Annotated in this window: 22 protein-coding genes; 7 read left to right on the forward strand and 15 right to left on the reverse strand. The window is 33.1% G+C overall.

The genetic code is table 11. From position 1 onward, the window contains the following. Window positions 1-28: 28 nt before the first annotated feature. The 5 genes from accB to M9897_00735 are packed head-to-tail and all read right to left on the reverse strand — an operon-like array spanning window position 29 to window position 3,267. Complete coding sequence (gene accB / locus M9897_00715) at window positions 29-535, reverse strand: acetyl-CoA carboxylase biotin carboxyl carrier protein (protein MCO5267400.1); 507 nt, start codon at window positions 533-535, stop codon at window positions 29-31. A 35-nt stretch (window positions 536-570) separates the two neighbouring features. Further along, on the reverse strand, window positions 571-1,566 hold the full coding sequence (locus tag M9897_00720; GenBank protein MCO5267401.1) for a ketoacyl-ACP synthase III: 996 nt from the start codon (window positions 1,564-1,566) through the stop codon (window positions 571-573). Further along, window positions 1,566-2,504 carry a phosphate acyltransferase PlsX gene (plsX, locus tag M9897_00725; GenBank protein MCO5267402.1) on the reverse strand — a complete coding sequence of 313 codons (939 nt, stop codon included), beginning with the start codon at window positions 2,502-2,504 and terminating at the stop codon, window positions 1,566-1,568. The genes M9897_00720 and plsX overlap by 1 nt, the downstream gene beginning before the upstream one ends. 32 nt (window positions 2,505-2,536) lie before the next feature. After that, window positions 2,537-2,728: a 50S ribosomal protein L32 gene (gene rpmF, locus M9897_00730; protein MCO5267403.1), complete on the reverse strand. Its 192-nt coding sequence runs from the start codon at window positions 2,726-2,728 to the stop codon at window positions 2,537-2,539. A 20-nt stretch (window positions 2,729-2,748) separates the two neighbouring features. Further along, the gene (locus M9897_00735; GenBank protein MCO5267404.1) at window positions 2,749-3,267 is read right to left on the reverse strand and encodes a DUF177 domain-containing protein; all 519 of its coding nucleotides are present in this window, start codon (window positions 3,265-3,267) and stop codon (window positions 2,749-2,751) included. Window positions 3,268-3,518: 251 nt separating this feature from the next. Here M9897_00735 and M9897_00740 point away from each other — a divergent pair, with 251 nt between their 5' ends. Together M9897_00740 and M9897_00745 are read left to right on the forward strand one after the other, a co-directional pair. Continuing rightward, window positions 3,519-5,729 (forward strand): heavy metal translocating P-type ATPase, encoded by a 2,211-nt coding sequence (locus M9897_00740; GenBank protein ID MCO5267405.1) that lies wholly within the window; start codon window positions 3,519-3,521, stop codon window positions 5,727-5,729. Window positions 5,730-5,758: 29 nt separating this feature from the next. Continuing rightward, the gene (locus tag M9897_00745) at window positions 5,759-5,968 is read left to right on the forward strand and encodes a cation transporter (protein MCO5267406.1); all 210 of its coding nucleotides are present in this window, start codon (window positions 5,759-5,761) and stop codon (window positions 5,966-5,968) included. Between the two features lie 44 nt (window positions 5,969-6,012). Here the strand turns inward: M9897_00745 and M9897_00750 are convergent, their stop codons facing one another. Beyond that, window positions 6,013-6,273: a hypothetical protein gene (locus M9897_00750; protein MCO5267407.1), complete on the reverse strand. Its 261-nt coding sequence runs from the start codon at window positions 6,271-6,273 to the stop codon at window positions 6,013-6,015. 413 nt (window positions 6,274-6,686) lie between these two features. On the opposite strand from M9897_00750, the gene M9897_00755 reads away from it, so the two are divergent. Next, the gene (locus M9897_00755; GenBank protein ID MCO5267408.1) at window positions 6,687-7,475 is read left to right on the forward strand and encodes a hypothetical protein; all 789 of its coding nucleotides are present in this window, start codon (window positions 6,687-6,689) and stop codon (window positions 7,473-7,475) included. Window positions 7,476-7,508: 33 nt separating this feature from the next. On the opposite strand, the gene M9897_00760 is transcribed toward M9897_00755, so the two are convergent. Genes M9897_00760 through M9897_00770 form a run of 3 tightly spaced genes read right to left on the reverse strand, consistent with a single transcriptional unit; the run spans window position 7,509 to window position 9,632 of the window. Beyond that, complete coding sequence (locus M9897_00760) at window positions 7,509-8,564, reverse strand: hypothetical protein (protein MCO5267409.1); 1,056 nt, start codon at window positions 8,562-8,564, stop codon at window positions 7,509-7,511. Between the two features lie 5 nt (window positions 8,565-8,569). Continuing rightward, on the reverse strand, window positions 8,570-9,046 hold the full coding sequence (locus M9897_00765) for a T9SS type A sorting domain-containing protein (protein MCO5267410.1): 477 nt from the start codon (window positions 9,044-9,046) through the stop codon (window positions 8,570-8,572). Between the two features lie 37 nt (window positions 9,047-9,083). After that, window positions 9,084-9,632 (reverse strand): hypothetical protein, encoded by a 549-nt coding sequence (locus tag M9897_00770; protein ID MCO5267411.1) that lies wholly within the window; start codon window positions 9,630-9,632, stop codon window positions 9,084-9,086. Window positions 9,633-10,024: 392 nt separating this feature from the next. Between M9897_00770 and M9897_00775 the strand changes: the two genes are divergently transcribed. Both M9897_00775 and M9897_00780 read left to right on the forward strand, forming a co-directional pair. Further along, window positions 10,025-10,366: a helix-turn-helix domain-containing protein gene (locus tag M9897_00775; protein ID MCO5267412.1), complete on the forward strand. Its 342-nt coding sequence runs from the start codon at window positions 10,025-10,027 to the stop codon at window positions 10,364-10,366. 135 nt (window positions 10,367-10,501) lie between these two features. Further along, a complete protein-coding gene (locus tag M9897_00780) occupies window positions 10,502-10,741 on the forward strand; it encodes a hypothetical protein (GenBank protein ID MCO5267413.1) in 240 nt (79 codons plus the stop codon). 545 nt (window positions 10,742-11,286) lie between these two features. Here M9897_00780 and M9897_00785 read toward each other — a convergent pair. Genes M9897_00785 through M9897_00795 form a run of 3 tightly spaced genes read right to left on the reverse strand, consistent with a single transcriptional unit; the run spans window position 11,287 to window position 16,256 of the window. Further along, entirely contained in the window at window positions 11,287-12,999 is a 1,713-nt protein-coding gene (locus M9897_00785) for a M3 family oligoendopeptidase (GenBank protein MCO5267414.1), read from the reverse strand. A 37-nt stretch (window positions 13,000-13,036) separates the two neighbouring features. After that, window positions 13,037-13,660 (reverse strand): DUF5606 domain-containing protein, encoded by a 624-nt coding sequence (locus tag M9897_00790; protein ID MCO5267415.1) that lies wholly within the window; start codon window positions 13,658-13,660, stop codon window positions 13,037-13,039. Between the two features lie 55 nt (window positions 13,661-13,715). Beyond that, window positions 13,716-16,256 (reverse strand): S8 family peptidase, encoded by a 2,541-nt coding sequence (locus tag M9897_00795; GenBank protein MCO5267416.1) that lies wholly within the window; start codon window positions 16,254-16,256, stop codon window positions 13,716-13,718. Window positions 16,257-16,371: 115 nt separating this feature from the next. Between M9897_00795 and M9897_00800 the strand changes: the two genes are divergently transcribed. Together M9897_00800 and M9897_00805 are read left to right on the forward strand one after the other, a co-directional pair. Beyond that, on the forward strand, window positions 16,372-17,967 hold the full coding sequence (locus M9897_00800) for a S8 family peptidase (protein MCO5267417.1): 1,596 nt from the start codon (window positions 16,372-16,374) through the stop codon (window positions 17,965-17,967). Window positions 17,968-18,011: 44 nt separating this feature from the next. Then, the gene (locus M9897_00805; GenBank protein MCO5267418.1) at window positions 18,012-19,091 is read left to right on the forward strand and encodes a hypothetical protein; all 1,080 of its coding nucleotides are present in this window, start codon (window positions 18,012-18,014) and stop codon (window positions 19,089-19,091) included. A 1-nt stretch (window position 19,092) separates the two neighbouring features. Here the strand turns inward: M9897_00805 and M9897_00810 are convergent, their stop codons facing one another. The 3 genes from M9897_00810 to lipB are packed head-to-tail and all read right to left on the reverse strand — an operon-like array spanning window position 19,093 to window position 21,396. After that, window positions 19,093-19,500: a hypothetical protein gene (locus M9897_00810; GenBank protein ID MCO5267419.1), complete on the reverse strand. Its 408-nt coding sequence runs from the start codon at window positions 19,498-19,500 to the stop codon at window positions 19,093-19,095. Next, window positions 19,497-20,696 carry a beta-lactamase family protein gene (locus M9897_00815; protein ID MCO5267420.1) on the reverse strand — a complete coding sequence of 400 codons (1,200 nt, stop codon included), beginning with the start codon at window positions 20,694-20,696 and terminating at the stop codon, window positions 19,497-19,499. The genes M9897_00810 and M9897_00815 overlap by 4 nt, the downstream gene beginning before the upstream one ends. Further along, window positions 20,677-21,396 carry a lipoyl(octanoyl) transferase LipB gene (gene lipB, locus M9897_00820; protein MCO5267421.1) on the reverse strand — a complete coding sequence of 240 codons (720 nt, stop codon included), beginning with the start codon at window positions 21,394-21,396 and terminating at the stop codon, window positions 20,677-20,679. The genes M9897_00815 and lipB overlap by 20 nt, the downstream gene beginning before the upstream one ends. Window position 21,397: the final 1 nt, after the last annotated feature.

Here is a 21,397-nt window from a genome sequence, read left to right on the forward strand (position 1 = left end):
GTTAAATTCAACACTCAGTTAATTTGTATTAAGCTGGATCTACCAGGAATAAAGGCTGATCGTATTCTACTGGAGATGCGTCATCTACTAGAACTTTTACAATTTTTCCTTTAATTTCAGATTCAATTTCATTGAATAATTTCATTGCCTCTATAATACATACAGTATCTCCTTCTTTAATAGTATCTCCTACTTCTACAAATACTGGTTTGTCAGGGGCAGATGAACGATAAAAAGTTCCAATCATTGGAGATTTAATTGTAATATAATTTCCTGTATCTTCTTTTTCTCCTCCATTACCTGAGGTAGCGATAGGTGCTGTTGCTTGTGGTGTTGCAATTGGAGTTGCAATTGGGGCGGCTGCTTGAACGATAGGAGCTTGCACTTGTGGTTGAACAAAAACCATCTTTTCAGTAGCTTCTTGTGAAGCATGTGTTTTAATCGTGATTTTGAAATCCTTTTTCTCGATTTCTACCTCAGCAATTCCAGATTTTGAAACGAATTTTATTAATTCTTGTATCTCCTTTTGCGTCATATTATTATTGTTTTGATTTGCCATTATAAAATTATTTATTTAGTATCGTATGCCCATTTTACATATATAGCTCCCCATGTGAAACCTCCACCGAAAGAAGAAAGAATTAAATTATCTCCTTTTTTTAGTTGTTTTTCATAATCCCATAAACATAAAGGAAGTGTTCCCGCTGTTGTATTTCCGTATTTTTCAATGTTTATCATTACTTTATCTTCGGATAAGCCCATTCTTCTCATGGTTGCATCTATAATTCTTAAATTTGCTTGATGCGGAACTAACCAATCTACATCATCTGGAGTTAAATTATTTTTTTCCATAATTTCTGCAGAAACATCTGCCATATTAGTTACAGCAAATTTAAATACAGCTTTCCCTTCTTGATGTACGTAGTGCATTTTATTCTTAACAGTCTCTTCAGATGCTGGGCTTACAGATCCACCCCCCGGTTGAAGAAGGTAATTTCTACCTGAGCCATCACTTCTTAGAATGCTATCAACCACACCTAATCCTTCGTAATTAGGCTCTAGTAACACAGCTCCTCCACCATCTCCAAAAATAATACAAGTTGTTCTATCCTCGTAATTTATGATAGATGACATTTTATCTGCCCCAACAACAATTACTTTCTTATATTTTCCAGTTTCAATAAATTGCGCTCCGGTTGCTAATGCATAAATAAATCCAGAACAAGCAGCATTGATATCAAAACTCCAAGCGTTTATCATTCCCACTTTGTCAGAAATAACATTTGCAGTTGATGGGAAAGGATAGTCAGGAGTTACAGTACCGCATATTACTAAGTCTATCTCTTTGGGGTCAATTCCTTTCTTTTTAAGCAATTTATTAATGGCTTCAACACCAATATCTGAGGTCCCTCTTCCGTCTTCAAGAATTCTTCTTTCCTTTATTCCGGTACGTGTGGTAATCCATTCGTCTGTGGTATCTACTATTTTTTCTAAGTCTTTATTACTTAGAACTTTTTCAGGTAAATACCCCTCAACACCTGTTATTGCTGCTGTTATTTTTTCCATTATTTAAACGCTTCTTTAATCTTTTTAGTTAATTCTGATTTGGAAATGTCATAGGCTAAACATAGTAATTTTTTTACTGCTTTATCATTGGAAATTCCATGACCTATAATGACATCAGAATTCACACCCAAGATAGGAGTTCCTCCGTAATTCTCATAATTAAACCTGTCGAAGTATGGATTTTCCCAATGTAGTTTTTGAGAAATTGCATACATTCCTTCAGCTTGCTTTAATACTACATTTCCTGTGAATCCGTCACATACAACTACGTCTGATTTATTTAAAAATAAATCACGCCCCTCAATATTACCTACGAAATTAAAATCTTTCGAATTTTTCATGAGCTTATAGGTGGATTGAGTTAAAAGATTACCTTTTTCCTCTTCCTCACCTATATTTAATAGACTTACCCTTGGGTTTTCTACATTCATTACATATTTAGAGTATAGTGAACCAAGAATTGCAAATTGATAAAGCACATCTGGTTTACAGTCAGCATTGGCTCCTACATCTAAAATTATGGAAGTGGTTCCGTCAACATTGGGTAAAACAGAAGTAATACAAGGGCGAATAACCCCCGGAATAGAATGTACTTTATACAAAGCTCCGACTAAACAAGCACCAGTGTTTCCAGTACTTGAAAAAGAGTCGATCTTTTTGTTAGCCAATAATTCAAATCCAATTGCTATAGAGCTATTTGGTTTTTGAGGAATAGCTCGTGTGGGATGGTCATTAAAGGAAATAACATCAGGTGCATGAACAATACTTATACGAGGAGAATCAATGTTTTTACTTTTTAAAATAGGAACGATTTCTTCTTCTCGACCAATAAGCACTAGTTCTACATCATCCGGAAGCGCATCAAGGGCTAAAATAGCACCTAGAACGTTAGCTTCGGGTGCAAAATCACCACCACTAATGTCAATACCAAGTTTCATAAGTGTAAATACACTTTAGTTAAAGAAGCTAGTTAAACAGCTACTTCTTTTTCTGCGATAACTTGACCTTTGTAATATAATTTACCTTCGTGCCAGTGTGCACGGTGATATAAATGTGATTGTCCTGTTGTTGGACATGTTGCAACGTTAGCAGCTACTGCTTTTACGTGAGTTCTTCTCTTGTCTCTTCTAGTTGAAGAAGATCTTCTTTTTGGTTGTGCCATTTTATTTTTATTTTAAATTCTTAATTCAAGTTTTTTAATGCATCCCAACGAGGATCTGTATTGCCTTTATTGGGATAGTCTTTTTCTTCTGAATTTACATATTTTTTTAATAGAGAAAGCATTTCTTCATTACATTCACCTTCTTCATGAATTGTGCGACTAGGTATAGCTACAGTCATTAATTCATAAATCATTCCTGCTATGTTAATACTATGATCTGAGCTTGGAATATTAATTAGATTTTCATCATCACTCATTTCATTATCAAACTTGTAAACTAATTTGTGTTCAATTTCAATGGGAAATTCCATTAAATCTGTACATCTATCACAAGTTTTTCGCACAATTCCCTTAATAGAGAATTCACCGATTAACATAGTTTCCTTTTTTTCTAAGGTAAAGGCAACATCTACATCTGCTCCTTCTATGATTGAATATGTCAATTCTTCAAAGAACGTATCCGTTATCTTAAATTCATAGTTGTGTTTTCCCAACTTTAAACCCTCAAACGGTATCTCAAAATCTTTATTCGAACTCATTTGCTCAAATGATTTGCGGGGGCAAATGTATAAATTTTATAGATATGCACCCAATTTTATAAAAATAGTCTACAAAAGTAGGTAATTTTTTTGACTAAACAAGTTTCTTTGTCGCTAATTCTAACTTAATTAAGTATTCATTCATCAAGAAAATAACTAAATGAAACAAATTTGATTGTCATTTGTTATAAAAGGTCCAGATATGATGCTGGAAATGACGATATTTGAAATTCATTATATAAGACACAAGAATGGAAGCAACAATTAATAAAGATACTTTCCCTGTTACAGGAATGTCATGTGCTGGATGTGCTGGAAGTGTAGAAAATATTTTACGTAAAACGGATGGCGTGCAAACAGCGAATGTGAATTTTGCTGCCAACAGTGTTTTGGTTGAATATGATACTTCCATCATAACTAAAGAACAACTCAAAGAAAGCTTGCAAAGTGCTGGATATGACATCATCATAGAAAAAGATAATGCTTATGAAAAGCAACAAGAACTTGAGGATCAACATTATCAGGAAACAAAAAAGAGAACACTTTGGGCTGCTATTCTTACACTGCCCGTTTTTGTAATAGGTATGTTCTTTATGCACTGGCACACTGGACATTATATCGAATTCATTTTTGCTACTCCTGTCTTGTTCGTGTTTGGACGTGAATTTTTCGTAAATACATGGAAACAAGCAAAACACAGAAAAGTAAATATGGATACGCTCGTAGCATTGAGTACGGGTATCGCGTATGTTTTTAGTGTATTTACGCTGTTCTTTCCAGCTTATTTTCTTCGACATGGGATAGAGCCTCACGTCTATTTTGAGGCGGCAACTGTTATTATCACGTTTATACTTTTAGGGAGATTATTGGAAGCAAAAGCTAAAACAAATACTTCTACAGCCCTCAAAAAGTTGATGGGATTACAACCTAAAACTTTACGTGCAATCATCAATGGAGAAGAAGCTGAAATTCCTATTGAAGCTGTGGAAATCGGTAATACTATCATCGTGCACCCTGGGGAAAGAATCCCGGTAGATGGGGTTGTAGTCAGTGGGAACTCAACGGTTAACGAAAGTATGATTACGGGTGAACCTATCGCCGTTGAGAAAAAAGCTGGGGATAAAGTTTTTGCAGGTACGGTTAATCAAACAGGAAACTTCCAATTTACTGCTGAAAAAGTAGGGAAAGATACCTTTCTTGCTCATATTATACAACGTGTACAAGAGGCTCAAGGGAGTAAAGCTCCTGTTCAACGTTTAGTAGATAAAATAGCAAGTGTCTTTGTACCTGTGGTTATGGGTATTGCTTTGTTAACTTTTATTGTCTGGATTAGTGTAGGAGGTGAACTCGGATTTAGTCATGGTTTTACAACAGCTATCGCTGTATTGATTATTGCTTGTCCATGTGCACTAGGCTTGGCTACTCCTACTGCTATTATGGTAGGAATTGGGAAAGGAGCTGAAAATAACATCCTGATTAAAGATGCGGAAAGTTTGGAACTGGGACATAAGGTGAATGCAATTATTTTGGATAAAACAGGTACTATTACGAAAGGAAAGCCTACCGTTACAGATGTAAAGTGGTTTGCAAATGAACAAGATAAATCCATCTTACTAGCCATGGAATTGGCTTCGGAACATCCATTGGCTTTTGCTATTGTTGCAAAATTGAAAGAAGAAGGAGTTCAAGTTGCACCAATTACTGATTTTGATAGTATTACAGGGCAAGGAATTACTGCAAAGGCAAATGAAAATGTGTACTTTGTGGGTAGTAGAGAATTATTAGCATCTAAATCAATCTTGATAGATGATGAACTGGATCATACAATCAAAGAATGGCAACAAGAATCCAAGACAGTTATCTTCTTTATGGATGAGAAAAAACTCATTGCTATTTACGGAATTACCGATGAGATAAAAGAAAATTCTATTGCTGCAATTGCCGAATTAAAACGGAAAGGGATAGATGTTTTTATGGTGACTGGAGACAATCAGAATACAGCCGAATCAGTTGCAAAAAAAGTGGGAATCGATTATTTTAAGGGAAATGCATTGCCACAGGATAAATCGGAGTTTATTAAAGAATTGCAAAGCAAAGGTAAAATTGTAGCAATGGTTGGGGATGGAATTAACGACTCAGAAGCATTGGCACAAGCAGATGTGAGTATTGCAATGGCACATGGCTCAGATGTAGCGATGGAGGTAGCAAAAATTACACTTACTACTTCTGACTTGGCTGCTATTCCTAAAGCATTTAATTTATCTTCTCTAACTGTAAATGGAATTCGCCAGAATCTTTTTTGGGCATTGTTCTATAATGTAATTAGTATTCCTATTGCTGCTGGTGTGTTATATAGCGTGAATGGATTTCTACTTGACCCTATGATTGCTGGTGGAGCAATGGCATTTAGCTCGGTTTCTGTTGTATTGAATAGTCTTAGATTAAAAAATAAAAAGATTTAGATAAATTTGTAGGTATAAAAAGTAAAGAAATGAAAGAATTGAAATTCAAAACTTCCCTAAGCTGTGGAGGTTGTAAAAATAAAATAACCCCAGGAATGGACGCTATCGAAGGCATCGATAATTGGGATGTTGATTTAGAAAGCGCTGATAAAATCTTAACGGTAACATCAGAAAATGATGTCGAAAAAGAGGTAATCAACGCAGTTGAAAAAGTGGGATTTGTGATTGAGAAAGTATAGGGTTAAGACTTATTCTGTGGTAACTGCAAGCGTCGAAAGTAGCCTTAATTAATACTCCCAAAAACTCTATTCATATCTTCTCTTGTAATTCTATCGGATCCAAGATAGATAAACCTTTCGTGGTTAAAATTATCAACTTCTACCATATCGTCTAATTCACCTCTAAATTCTTGGCTATTAGGGATATTATTAAATACAGCTTTAATGTTAAAAAAAGGAGTTCTTGTCTCTTCACTTTCCTTTTTAATTTCAATCACTATTAATTCATTTCTAATGACAACAGAAATAAAAAATGAGCAATCCATAGAATCAAAATAATTCTTAACTTTTTCTAATGCATCTTTTAAAGTAGAAAGTACATTTTTCTGATCTAATAAAACAGGAAATTTATAAATAAGATAGAAATCTGAAATATAGAAAGGGCTACTATTCGTCTCAGAAGTATAATCGGTTGTGAATTAAAATAATACTTCGGTAATAGTATGTATTTGGTCTACTGTAATTGGTGTCATTGGCATATTGATTTTGTTTTTATTCACCCAAACCTACCCATAAATTCTTCTTCATCTAATTCAAATTATATATAATATATTAATATTATTATTTGATTTATTTATTTTATAAATAATTAGAAGAATTAAATGGAACACCACCAAGTATATCATTAAATAATGTAAGTACCAATTATGTAAAAGTAGAAACCATCAGAACAATGAATATGTTTAATCAAGAAGGCATAATCCCTACAAGTATTCATGTTCCAACTAATAGAGATTTTCTAATTCATATAATTAACGATGATCAAATATCATTAGATTTAGAAAATGATGATAGATTGACAATTTTACTCGATGGAGAACTATACTTAAATCAGAAAATGGATATCATTATTAGTGGGGATCCAAAAGCATCAGAAAATAAAAAATTAGATATTTATATGACTGGTGAAGATGAAGAATTTTTATTAATCGGTGATATTGACCTCCCAGTCTTTTATAATGATGAAACTCAAACTCAAAATTCTGCCTATTTGTGGGAGGATTTTAGATTTGAAATTGATTTTGGCGAAAATATTCAATTAATAGATGAAGATAAATTACAATTTCGATTTAAGGAAAATGGATATATAGTTTTGTATTCTGTAAATAAAGGTGATGTTTTAATGATGAATAATTTATTTATTTCAGTCAATGGGACTATTTATGATTTTTCAGGACAATATAAAGTAGATAAAGTAGATTTAGTCACAACTAATCCAAATATTAATTATTGTGTAATAACACTTGATATATCTTCAAACAAACAATTCGTAGAAACGATTAAAGAAGATACGGGAACTAATGGATATCCTTATAAAATACACGAAAAATCAAATTCAGGATTACATTTATTGAGAAATTCACCATATTTTTCACTTAATAAAGGAAATAAAATAAATATCATAAAACAATCTAATTTAGATGATATTAAGGATAGATATATAATAAAAAAAGAGAGATTATTATAATCTCTCTTTTCTTAAATATCTTAATAATTAATATCAATTAATAGTTATTTTTTTTACATAAATTTTATCAATCCCACTAAAGGTAACATTTACATAACCTGGTTGTGTATCAGAATCATAATCATACTTAAATCTCATAGATAAATCATTACCACCATTAATATTTTGATCTGTGTTTTTAACATTATAAACATCTCCATTCAAATTTAATAAAAATCTATTATTAAAGATAATTGACATTTCTTCTAATGTAGGATAATCCCAACCACCTGTAAGTGATTTATTTTCATCAACAATTAATGCCTTTCTTTGACCATTTTCCATATAAATGGCTACAATCGTTCCAGGATCACCATTTGGATCATAAACTTCTCCAATTTGATATCCAATACTATTACCCATATTATTCAAATCATATCTCAAAAATGCAATTGAATCCAGTAATGAACTATTCATTATAGTAAGAGTATTATTTATTGACATAAGAGAATCGATCAATTCATCACGTTTTGTAAATTCATCTAAATCATTTACAGATACTAATGTATCAACTACATTATCAAAATCACTAATTTTCATATAAGGATCTAAAATAGTCATATCAAAAGTAATATTATTTAAATCACTCATTGTCGCAAAATCATTGAAATCAATTCCATTTACACTATTAGCAACTTCTGCTGTTTTTGCTCTTTCAGCATATAAGGCATAAGGAACACTCTCTAAATTATCTGTTTTAGATAGAATACTTACACCACCCATAAATACTTCAACTGTAATTGAACAACCATTTCCCCATTCAATATTTTCAAAATCAGTATTATTGATAGAACCGATTGTAATACTTAACAATCCATTTGCATCGGTTGTCGTATTATGAGTTTCTGAAAACCCATTTGCATTGTCATTGATAGAAATATCAACGTCCAAATTGGTATTCGATAATACAGTATCAGCACTATAAATAACCGCTTGGAAATTCATTCCTTGTGGCGGTGCTTGTGCAAATACACCTTGGTTAGAAATTACTCCAATCATCATTGTGATTGCTACTAAACCTTTTACGATAAACATTCTTAAATTTTTCATAACTTTTATTTTTTAATCACTTTAAATTCTTTGACTTGTTGCTTATTCTTATCTAATACCTTTATAAAATAGGTGGAACTTTGATATTTCGACATATTTATCTGCATAGTCGAAGAAAACTCTCCACTACTTAATTCTCTACCATTTATATCAAAAATTTGAAATGTAAATTGGTCAGAACTTTCTTCAATTAATAAAGTCAAAAAATCTGTAGTTGGGTTTGGATAAACAATTAATGAAATATCAAATTGTTCGTTTGTAATTCCTGAAGTTCCTTCATCATCAATAGTCAGAATTGTATATCTATTCACGGCACTTTGTCCGTCAAAGGATATTCCACCACTATATTGCATGCTATAATCTCCATTTACTACCGTCCCCCCAAAAGCATTTACCGAGGTCTGTCCTACGGAGTAGTTTTGTGCATTTACACCGGCAAAGAGCAACAAAGTTGCACCTATACTTAAAATGATTTTTTTCATAGTTATTGTTTTAGTTAAATTTATGTATAGGAGGTATTTAATGATTTGACATTTCAAAAGAGAGTTCGAAAAAATCCTTGAACTCTTTAAGGGGTTCTAAACCAGCTATAACCTTAGTACTACTGCTTAAAATTATATTCGTAGCTTTTAAGAAAGCCATCAAATATTTAATAAATTCCTTGTCAGAAATAAAATTAACCACTTTTGATGACGCTTCTTTAATCTGTTTTAAGAATTCTTTTACTTTCTCAAAATAAATATTCCAAATAGCTAATTTTGATTTTAATTGTACATCTGTCAATCCGACTTCATCAAACTTATCCCATTTTTCCGCTACTTCATTCTCAAACACTGCATTTAAATTTAGGTCTCTAATAATTGGCTTAATTTTCACCTTTACATCTTCGACCCATTCTTTTACATTAATATTGTTTCGACCTCCATCATCTAAACCATGATAAAACTTCTCTTCTATTTCATCAATGTCAACTAATTCAAAGATTGTGGTAGAAGAGTCCTTTAAAAATTCAGCAATATTTTTAATGTCATCTGCTTTGGGAGATCCGTAATAATAATAGTAATACATAAGAGGTTTTTTACTTTCTTGTTATGTTTACAAATTTACCTACAACTCCCCTTTATCCTTATTCAAATAATGTTTATTTTATTCAAAAACTATATCAATATATTTAATATGTAAATATTTTATCTTTAAAAACAATCCGAATACAAAATTTGTAAACTAAATTTTTGGTTCAAATTAGATGGTAAATTTTTTATACGTATGATTTCTGTACAAGAATTTCGGATTTTACAATCTTTCCTTGACTAAAATGCTAATTTCTACATAAAAAGAAAATGTACTGCACAATTCCTCAAAAGAATAAAATGCTTTTGCTTTAATAATTTCATTTTTTACATTCACATTTTAAATATTTTATTAATTTTAGATACTAAAATATTTAAAATATAAGTAACATGGTAAGTGAAATAGGAAATAGAATTAAAATGTTTCGAGAACAAAAAGGATTATCACAAGAAAATTTAGCATCTGAATTAGGAATTACTCAGCCGAGTTATGCACGGTTAGAAAAAGACGATAGCCGTATTAATGTTCCTCGTTTGATACAGATTGCGAAGTTATTAGATGTTACCGTGGCAGAAGTGTTGAACGAAAAAGCGAATATGATAATTAACCAACACGATAATGAAAGTGCGTATGGATATATTGAAGTTATCAATTCGGACAAAGAGCATATCCAAAGCTTGCAAAGTGAGGTGGCATTTTTAAAAAAGACGGTGGAGAAGTTGTTAGGATGAGAATTTAACCACACTACACCGCATATTCTCTGTGCCCTCTGTGCCTCTGTGGTGAAAAAACCAATAAAAAACAGGTCAATTAGTAATAATTCAATATTTCGCCGTATATTTATTTATCCATAAAATGAATTGAGTATGGATATCCAAGCTAGAAAAATAGAATTTATACGCGATTTCCTAAAGATGCAAAACGAGGATTTATTGACCATAATGGAAAAATTACTTCGAACTACCACAATGGAAACTAAGGACGATATTCACCCCATGACTGTTAATGAATTGAATAAACGAATTGATAAATCTATGGAAGATTCTAAAAATGAGAATTTAACAGAATCTACTGATTTGCTTCGTGAGATTAAAAAATGGAAGTAAAGGTTGTTTGGACTGATTTTGCTGAGAGTGAGTTAAACCATATTTTTGAGTACTATCATCAAAAAATTAACTTAAACTAGCTCGAAAACTAATTACACAAATTGTATTAGACACTGACATTTTAAAAACGTTTCCAGATATAGGAACAGAAGAAGAAGCTTTAAAAACAAGACCTCAATTATTTCAATATATACTTAGTTCTAATTACAAAATCATCTATTGGCATAACAGCAAAATGGATAGAGTTGAGATTGTTGATGTTCTTGACACCCGACAAAGCCCAAGTAAAATAACAAGAAATGCATAAATATATAGGAAATGGTAATATAGAATACCCTTTCTGAGTGTCTTTTACTTTTCTAATTGACTGATGTGATGATATCTCGTAATTTGTATAATAGTATATTCAGAGTTTGCAGATCGAGAGGGCATTCTTGAAAAAGACGATTGAGAAGTTGTTGGGGTAGAATTTTACTTCAAAGGCACCTAAATTCTTAGTGCCCTTTGCGTAAACTTAGCGACCTTTGCGGTTAATTCTTCACAAATTATTTGAGTAATTCATCCAACTCTCCTTTTACAAAGTCAGCTAATTTCTGAATATGTTCTTTTGAAAAATCAAAAGTAATATTTGCTGCTTGATAAACTTTAGGAATAGATTCCGTGTATCCTAATTTTAGTGCTGCCTTATAGTCTGTGATAGCTTGCTGAAAATTAATTTTGCTATTCATCCAAACAGAAATAGCACCTAATTGAGCAAAACCATATTCAATATAATAAAATGGCACTTCAAATAAATGTAATTGGCGGTGCCAAGAGTAATCTAAGACTTGTTCATAGCCTGTCCAATCGGTAGTATGAGTGCTGTAATCATCTAAGATAGAACGCCATTTAATTCGCCTTTCTTCCTTTGTATGTGTTGGATTCTCATAAATCCAATGTTGAAATTCATCAATGGTTGCTATCCAAGGAAGCGTCATCAATATATCCTCTAAGTGTTCAATCTTTGCACGGGTAATATCTTCAGAGTTGGTATAAAATTCATCCCAATAATTCATGGTTAGCAATTCCATGCTCATAGAAGCCAACTCGGCAATTTCAGATGGAGTTTCTTTAAACGCACCTAATTCTAAGTCACGTGTTAAAAACGAATGTACAGCATGTCCCCCTTCATGTACCATGGTAATTAAATCTCGTTGTGAACCAGTAGCATTCATAAAAATAAACGGAACACCAATTTCGCTCAATGGGTAATTATATCCTCCCGGTGCTTTTCCTTCTTTAGATTCTAAATCTAAATGTCCCATTTCTGCCATGGTTTTTAGACAATCACCGAAGTACGGGTCAATACGATTGAAGATTCGAGTTGCTTTCTGAATCAATTCTTGTCCGTCGGCGAATGGCTTTAATGGCTTTCTTCCTAAAGGATCTACTTGTCCATCCCAAGGTTTTAGCTTTTCCTTCCCTAATAAAGAAGCCTTTTTTAGGTTAATTTCTCGTGCAATAGGAACAATAGTTTCTTTGATGGAGCGATGAAAATTAAAGCAATCTTCTTTCGTATAATCAAAACGGCCAAGAGCTTCAAATTTATAATCTCTAAAATTTTTATAGCCTGCATTAGTAGCAACTTGGTGACGAAGTTTAACTAATTCTGAAAATAATTCATCCAAGGTATCCACATCTTCTGCTCGGCGGGCAATAATCTTATCATAAACTGTCTTTCTTAGATCTTCATCATTCTCTTTCAATAGATTATTCGCCCTTTGGATGGTTAAACGCTCTCCCTCGTGTTCAATCGTTTGTGCACCACATACAGCACCGTGTTCTTGACTTTTTTCAGCTAATTCAGCATTTAAAGGAATATTCTCCTCTCTAAATTGTTTGATGGCTGTAGTGATACTTCTAAAGTAAATCTTATAAGCATCACTTGTAAACTCTGAAAGATAAGGTGAAGCTTCAATTTTTTGATTCAAACGAAAAGCATAAGGTTCTAAATGTGGCTGAATTTCACGTACAAAGAAAGAATAATCTTGTGTAAGTTTTTCATCACGGGTATCTATTGTCATCTTGATATAACGCCATGCAAAATCTTCAGAAATAACCGCTTCAATTTCACTCAAGTCTTTGAGCCATTTATCGAATTCTTCTTTAGAAGAAATGGTGCGATTTTCTAATTCAATAAAGAATTTTTCAAGTTTTTGCCATGTGTCAATTTGAAAGTCAGAAGGCAAATAATGTCTCGTTGGAGAAGATATTTTCATTTCCAAAAATTAAATGTGTTCAATAAAAATAGGATTTTTACTTTCCTCTTGATGTAGATTTATTAATCTTTTTAGCTGGTGCTGCAGATTTCGCTGAAGGCTTCGCTGTTGTCTTAGCTGAAGGCTTCGCTGCAGATTTTGCTGAAGGCTTCGCTGCTTTCGCAGGAGCTTTCTTCGCTGCAGGTTTTGTTGCTTTTTCAGCTTTCTCTTTTGCTGGAGCTTTTTTGTCAGACTCTTCTGTCTTAGCAGCTTTTTCTTTTTTCTCTGCCTTCTTTTCTTCTAGTGTAATTAATCCAGACTTTTGAAGAATATTATACCATTGTACTAATTTCTTAATATCTGAAGGATATACTCTTTCTTTATCATAATTAGGTAAAACTGTTTCCAAATATTGCCCTAATTTATTGGCGCTTTCTTTATGGGATAGAATAGCTTTACAAGCTTCTTTCTCGGCTATTTTAGTATATACATCTAATAAGGGCATATCTTCTTCATACGTATAGATACTGATATCCTCTAATGCAGAAATTCGATCTGTTGAATAAGCAGGGATACGTTTCCCATCATCTAATGATTCTACAATAATGTTATTCTTTGAACGGGCAATCACTTTAAAAAGCCCTGTTTTTCCTGAAATTGAGATAATTCCTGTTAAATCCATATACTATTTATAATATTTTCGGTTCAAAAGTAAGAAATAAAACTATTTAATTGAGTTAGTCTTTAAAAAAAGGTAAAACTTTAACTCCCTGAGTTGTTGTTACTTTAAATAAGTAAGCTCCTATACTTAAAGACTCTATAGAAACTTGGTTGGTGTTTTCTAATGGTATATTCATGACCCTTTTCCCTTCAACTGTAAATATCTCCCCCTCAATTAAGGAGTAATCCGATTTAATATTTAGTATATCCTGTGCAGGATTGGGGTATAATTTAATAACATCAGAAGATTCTTGTTCGAGTCCTAAAGCCCAGTCGATGGCATTTGAAAAACTCTTACAACTTCCTTCTTCTTGAATGGCAACACTGTAAAATCCGGGCGTGGTTGGTTTATAAGATTGTTGAATAGCACCAGGTATAGGCGTGTCGTTTAAATACCATTGGTAGTTGGGACCTACACTCGAAACTAGAGAGTCTCCCAAAATACTAATAGTAGGTGTTGTTAGTGGACTACCTTGTTTCACAATGAAAGTATCCGAATATATTTTACAACCCTGTAAATCTCTACCAATTAGATAAAGAGTATCCGCTTGAGACACATATATTTTAGAATTGGAACTTCCATTTGACCAAGTATAAGAAAGCAATGGAATATTTGATTTTAATTCAATGGGAACCTGACACACGATAGAATCCCCTAAAATTTCTAAATGATTATTCTTACTGTTTAAGAGAGTTAAAGCATTGATTTTTCCATAGCCGGACTTATTATTTGGAATTGTCCCGGTAAAAATATCGCCAAAACCTGTTGCATGAATGTCGTTTATGAAATCTTCATAGGTGCTGTTCGGGCATCGCTCTAAATACAATGCTGCAATACCAGCCACTACAGGAGAAGCCATAGAAGTTCCTCCATTTCGAGCATGATAACCTCCCTGATCCAAAGTAGTTGCATAAGTTGCTTGATCATTTATCATATATAGGGGCGCCGAACCCAAAGTCATATCACCAGTAGCACTTATATCCGGTTTAATTACATTGTGTCTAGTTGGGCCTTTACTAGTTGAGCGAGCCATTCTACCAGATAATGTGGATTCAGCTGCATAATAGGGGTTTCCATTGTAATCTATATAGGAAGATCTCCCTCTAACATTAGCTACAGAGACCATTTTAGGAGAACAATTCCACGAAGAAACGATAGATTGTGCACTATCTGGATACACATAATTTACAATGGATGGATATATTGCAGGAGATGGTGTAACACGCACAATCTTATTCAAATCCATCCATTCTCCAGTCCATAAATCATATTGTCCAATTCCGGTTGTAGAAAATCTAAACAAATAATCGGTAGAATCTACTTTTGAAAAGAAAGCTTCCATGTGATAGTTACTACCCACATATTCTGTATAGATTTCCAAAGTAGCTATACGATCTCCGTGCATATTACGAATAGTGTCATAAATGGGAACACCTACGTTAATTTGAGCAGCTCGAAAAACTGTTTCACCAACATTTGAATATCCTTTTGCTGGATTATTCGCTCCAAATGAATATTTGTATTGTGCTGATGTAATATCCGACCATAGATCAAAATAAATGGAATTCGGCTCTATCTGATTGGTAGGATTATTTTCAAACCAGATGAATGTTGTGTCTGTGCCATCTAATATATTTTGTGCATGATAAGGCTCATATTTTCCACCGTTTCCTGCAGCCCCAATAATAATTCTTCCTGATTTATTTTCTACTAATTGTTCCATAAGTTGAGAGCCTGGATCTTTTCCATCGTGACTTCCCAAATAACTTCCTACACTTAAATTTATGACAGCTGGAAGATGTAAACTATCTGCAATTCTAAAGATAAAATCGCAAGCATCTGCAACAGTTAATGTCCAGTTTGGAAGGGTAAAATCCGTTTGAACAAAAACAATCTTAGCATCCGGAGCCATACCTTTGTTTCGACCATTCGCGAATCCATTTCCTGCAGCGATTCCTGTTACGGTTGTACCATGTCCTAAATCACCATTACTTCCGATAAATACTTGATTTTGAATATCATCCTCATACCATATTTGTCCGTAGTTATACGGTTGAGGCATCACAGAAGGTGTTTTATTGGATTGATCCCAATATCTCAATACACGCGTATTACCATAAGTGTCTATAAAATCAGGATGTCTATAATCTAATCCACTATCTACAAATCCAATTAACACACCTTTTCCTGTAAATTTATCGTGTAAGGGTAAGTCTCCTTGATGAACAGGATCAACTTGTTGCATCAGTCTAGCTGTATCATCTAAAAGAACAGGTGGAGCATATTCAAAATAAAAATTTGAAATTGACTTTTGTTGAAGTTGTTCTTGTATCCATGCAGGTGTGCACGTGATATAAATCCATTCTTTCGATATATTTTTAATAACAATATGCTGTGTTTTTAAATAAGCTAAATTATCTGGAGTATTATCTACTGCAAATGGTGCTAAAACCTCAGGGTTTTCTCGAAGAACTTTAGTGAATCCAAATTTCTGTGCTTGCAGATGATAGGTAAGGAAAATCAAAAAAAAACTTAAAATAAATTTTTGGAACACCATTTGTTTATACTTTTGACCGTTATTAATAACAAATATTCAATTGAATAGATTCAACTTAGTGTAAAATTACAAAAAAAAGTTATATTTAGAATCAATTTGCGTTAAACAAGAAATCATGAGAAAATTATTTTTAAGAATTATTTTACCTGTTTTTATGGGAACTTTCTTTACTACTTCTTATGCACAAGTAGATAAAGGAGTTTTAAATTGGTATAACTCATCTAAAACGGGAATGTCCACAGATGCTGCCTATAAACTATTAAAGAAACAAACACCTGAGACTGTTGTGGTGGCCATTATAGATTCTGGTGTGGATATAAATCACGAAGATTTACAAGGTAAAATCTGGACAAACACGAAAGAAATTCCAGGAAATGGAATAGATGATGATGGTAATGGATATATCGATGATATTCATGGGTGGAACTTTTTGGGCAATGCAAATGGTGAAAACCAAGATCATGCACGATTAGAAAAAACTAGAATTTATGCTGACTTAAAACCTCGTTTTGAAAATGTAGAGGCTGCTGATGTTTCTGCTGAAGACCAAGAAGATTATGCACTGTATGTAAAGGTGAGAGATGATGTGGAGGGTGAAATGAAAGAATATAAAGATGCTATTGATCAGACAAAACAGTTTAGAGATCAAATGCTTCCTATGCTTCCAAGTATGATTGCCAATATGATGGGAGTGAAAGAAATGACCGAAAAATCATTGAATAAATGGAAAACCACAAATGGTCAGGAGGCTCAAATGAAAAGATTAGGATTGATGATTGTTCGTGGAGAGTTAAATGAAGCGCTTTTTGATGAACAATTGAAACAAATTGAGTCTATGCTAAACTATCACCTTAATGTAGATTATGATGATCGTGCTATAATTGGTGATGATCCAATGGATATCAATGATAGAAACTATGGAAATAATGATGTAAAAGGAGTAGGTTCTGATCATGGAACTCACGTTTCTGGAATTGTATCTGCTATTCGTGGAAATAAATTAGGTGGTGATGGTGTAGCTAATAATGTTCTCATAATGTCTTTACGTTCTGTACCAGATGGAGATGAGTTTGATAAAGATATTGCGTTGGCAATTCGTTATGCTGTAGATAATGGCGCAAAAGTAATTAATGGTTCTTTTGGAAAGTCATACTCTCCTTTACAGAAAGATGTATATGAAGCTATAATGTATGCTCAAGATCACGATGTATTATTTGTACATGCTGCAGGTAATGACAATAAGGATTTAGCTGTTGAAGATAATTTTCCAGCAGTTCAATACTCCTTCCAAAAAGAACCATTTACGCATGTGCTAACAATTGGTGCTTCTACACGTTTCACAAAAGGTAATTTAGCTGCAGACTTTTCTAATTATGGTGCTAATCAAGTAGATATATTTGCTCCTGGTTATGAAATCTATAACACATGGCCAGAAAATAACTATAAGAAGATTCAAGGAACATCAATGGCCGCCCCAATGGTTGCAGGTGTTGCGGCAATGTTGAAAGGATACTTCCCATCTCTATCCATGTTAGAGATAAAGGATATTATTCTTGAATCTGGAAATGATTTTGGTGATACGGAACAAGTGAAGCCAGGTACAGAAGAAAAAGTAAAATTTAGTACTTTATCTAAAACTGGAAAAACAGTGAATGTATTAGCAGCTGTAAAATTAGCACAACAAAAAATCAAAGCGAAAGCAGCTCAATAAACGAATGAAAGAGCGCTGATGAGGCGCTCTTTTTGTAATGTATCATGAAGAAATTTAATTGGATATTTATCAGTATTGTATTTAGTTCCTTCTCTTGGGGACAAAGCGTATTTCCTTTTTCTGACAACTTACAATATTTTAAAAGTTTTCACGAGGGAATGTCTATCCAATTGGATTATTTACCTCCTATTGATTATAAGTATTCAGAAAATATCATTGCTTATATAGATAATAAGAGTGATTTATTTGTTTTTGATGGAAAAAGTAAGCAAAAGCTTAGCGGCTTTGTAAATGATTATGCCATAGGAAGAAATATTGTTGCTTGGAATGCAGGACCTATATTAGCTGTATGGGATCAAGGGACTAAAAAATCACTCACCAATTTTGCTAGAAAATACGTGGTTACCGATAGTTTAGTCGTGTTTGATGATGAACGTGATAATGCTATTCGAGTTTATTATAATGGAGGAATATATGATTTATACTACTCTATTGGAAGGCCAGTTTTTCCTCAATATATTGGTAGTAATACGGTGTCTTTTGTTGGGAATGGAGATATAAACTATGTTTTTATCGCAGGAAAAATTATTGAAGTTGGATCTATGAATGCCAACACTAAATTTTCGGCTGGTGGAAATTTATTAGTATTTAACGATTCTTTTAATCAAACATTTTCGGTTGCTTTTAAGTCGGAGGTAATGGATGTTGAAAAGATGCCTGCTATTGATTATAAAGCAGGGTATGATATGTTTGTTTATACCGATATTAATTATAATCTGAAGGGGTATATTGATGGAGAAATAGTAGAATTGAGTTCCAACGCCTCATTTTATGAAGTATTTCGAAATATGGTGGTTTGGGGAGAGAATGGTTCTTTTTTTACCTATAAAAATGGACGTCGCTATGAAATAGCTAATTATATTCCGGAAGAATTTAAATTGCGTGATGGAATTGTAGCTTTTCGTAATCTCAATAGAGGCATTTCTGTTTTCCATAATGAGACAGTTGAATTAGTGAGTAATCTGATTGATGCACCTTTTGAAGTGAATGGAAATACTGTCCAAGTTAGAGTTACTAGAGGAAATTATCAGTATTTTAAGAATGGATATCGTTACGAGGATTGAATCACCCAATCATTACTCCTTTACATTCAAGGATAGGTACCACAACCATATTCTCTTCTTTCACAGACTCTGCTAGAAAAATATATTTCTTGTCATACATCTCTGATGCAATCCAAAAACTCACCCAAAATTCATTATTGAGTTGAAGTACATCTTCCATAACTGGTTCGATAATTACAGCACTCTTAGCAGGTATGTCTCCCAACGATTTACGTAGAATATCCGTTTTTATTTCTTCGTTAGTTTCTTCTATTTTGAGGTATCCTTTAGAAGTTACTAATACTTGTTCTAACTCCTCCTCCCGATTATTGATTAAATAGACATCAAACACATCTATGTCATCTTCTTGTTCTTTCACAATAGCTACATAAACTCCTTCAACAACAGGTCTTTTCAGCTTCTCATTCATTCGTCTGTTTGCTCTAAAATTCGCATTAATATAGTATAATATTCTGGGATATCTCCAGGATGATTCGATTTATAATCTATTTTAGGATTATAAGTAACTGGAATTTGATCTTCTTGACGTTTATGCCCAGTGCGCACCATTACTACATTCAAAGAAGGAATGGCTACAATATATTGCCCTAAAATTCCACGGGCATAAATTGCAGGATGTTGTGGATCGTGATAAATCCAAAATTGGAGCCCATAAAATGGGGAAGCCTCACTAATGGGTGTGATAAGTTCAGTTAATGTTGTACTATCAATAATTGTTTTTCCATTCCATTTTCCGTAATTGAGAATAAGTTGTCCAAATTTTGCAAAATCTCTCGTGGTTGCATAGGCACAACAAAACGCTTTTTCCATCCCGTTCTCTTGGTCTAAACTCCACAAGAGATCATTTTCTGTTCCTATTTTTGACCATACTTTTTCTTCTAAATACTCAGTGGGGTATTTCCCTGTGGCTTCTTTTAATATCAAACCTAAAAGCTCAGTATTGCCACTTTTATAGTTGAAATCATGTGTCTTTTCTTTTGCGAATCCCTTACTTTTCATAACCTTAATGAGGTCAGATGAGTAATATGCCTCAGCATTATCAGATAGTGGATTTTTCCCACTTTCTTCCCATACCAGATCACTTGACATAGCTAACACATCTCGGATTGTAACACCCTCATCATTAGGCATTCGGAAAGGTAGATAATCTTTAATTAAAGCATCAAAACTTGAAATTTTCCCTTCGTCTATAGCTATACCAATTAAAAGTCCAATCAAACTTTTACCAGCAGAAAAACTGTTGCTTTTGGTATGTATAGTGTGCTTCTCAAAATAAGTCTCTGATATAATTTCTTGGTTTTTGATAACTAAGAAAGAAGTTGTTTGTAAGCCTTCCATGAAAGAAATGGCTTGTGCATCTAATGGGATGAGCTTAGGATTTATTTTCCATGCTTCGGGATGTAAATCATGTTTAGCAGTGCGTGTTGGAAAAATAATAGAATCATAAATATCAGGACCTTTTTTCCCTTTTAAGTATGTTTCTTGGATTCCTTTATACAGATAGGTTCGCCCCGTGAGCAAAACAAATAAATTAAGAAGTATCAGAATAGCGACAAGAAGAACTAAAAAATATTTCAGTATGCTTCTAAATCTTGATTTTTTCATAGGAGAATTTGGCATTAAAAATAGTAGTAAAATGTTTTTTAAATTTCTCTTTCACCTCATCCATATCTACGGAATGACCCAATTCTTTCTGAAGTGAAGTTACGCTTTTATCTTCAATTCCGCAAGGAACAATGTGATTAAAATAGTTTAAGTCTGTATTAACGTTAAAACCTATCCCATGCATCGTCACCCAACGAGACGATTTTACACCCATTGCACAAATTTTTCGCTCATTTTTATGCCCTTCGTCCCACATCCAAACACCTGTTAATCCTTCAATCCTACCAGCTTGTAAACCATATTCTGCTAAAACTTGAATAACTGTTTCTTCCAAAAAACGCATGTATTTATGGATGTCTGAGAAAAAATAAGTGTCCAAGTCTAAAATAGGATATACAACTAATTGTCCAGGTCCATGGTAAGTAATATCCCCTCCACGGTTAATTTTATAAAATGTAGCTTTTACTTTATGAAGCAGTTCGTCTGTTAATAATAAATGGCGTGGGTCTCCGCTCTTACCGAGTGTATAAACATGTGGATGCTCACAAATAAGAAGATAATTTTTGGTTGCTTCGCTTGATTGGTGATTTCGAATGGCAATTTTTAGGTCAACTGTTTTTTTAAAAAGTTCTTCTTGATAATCCCACGCCTCTTTATAATCAATAAGACCTAAATCTTTAACTATAACTGCTGCTGCCATG

The organism is Brumimicrobium sp., from assembly GCA_023957385.1.
Classification (GTDB): domain Bacteria; phylum Bacteroidota; class Bacteroidia; order Flavobacteriales_D; family Crocinitomicaceae; genus Brumimicrobium.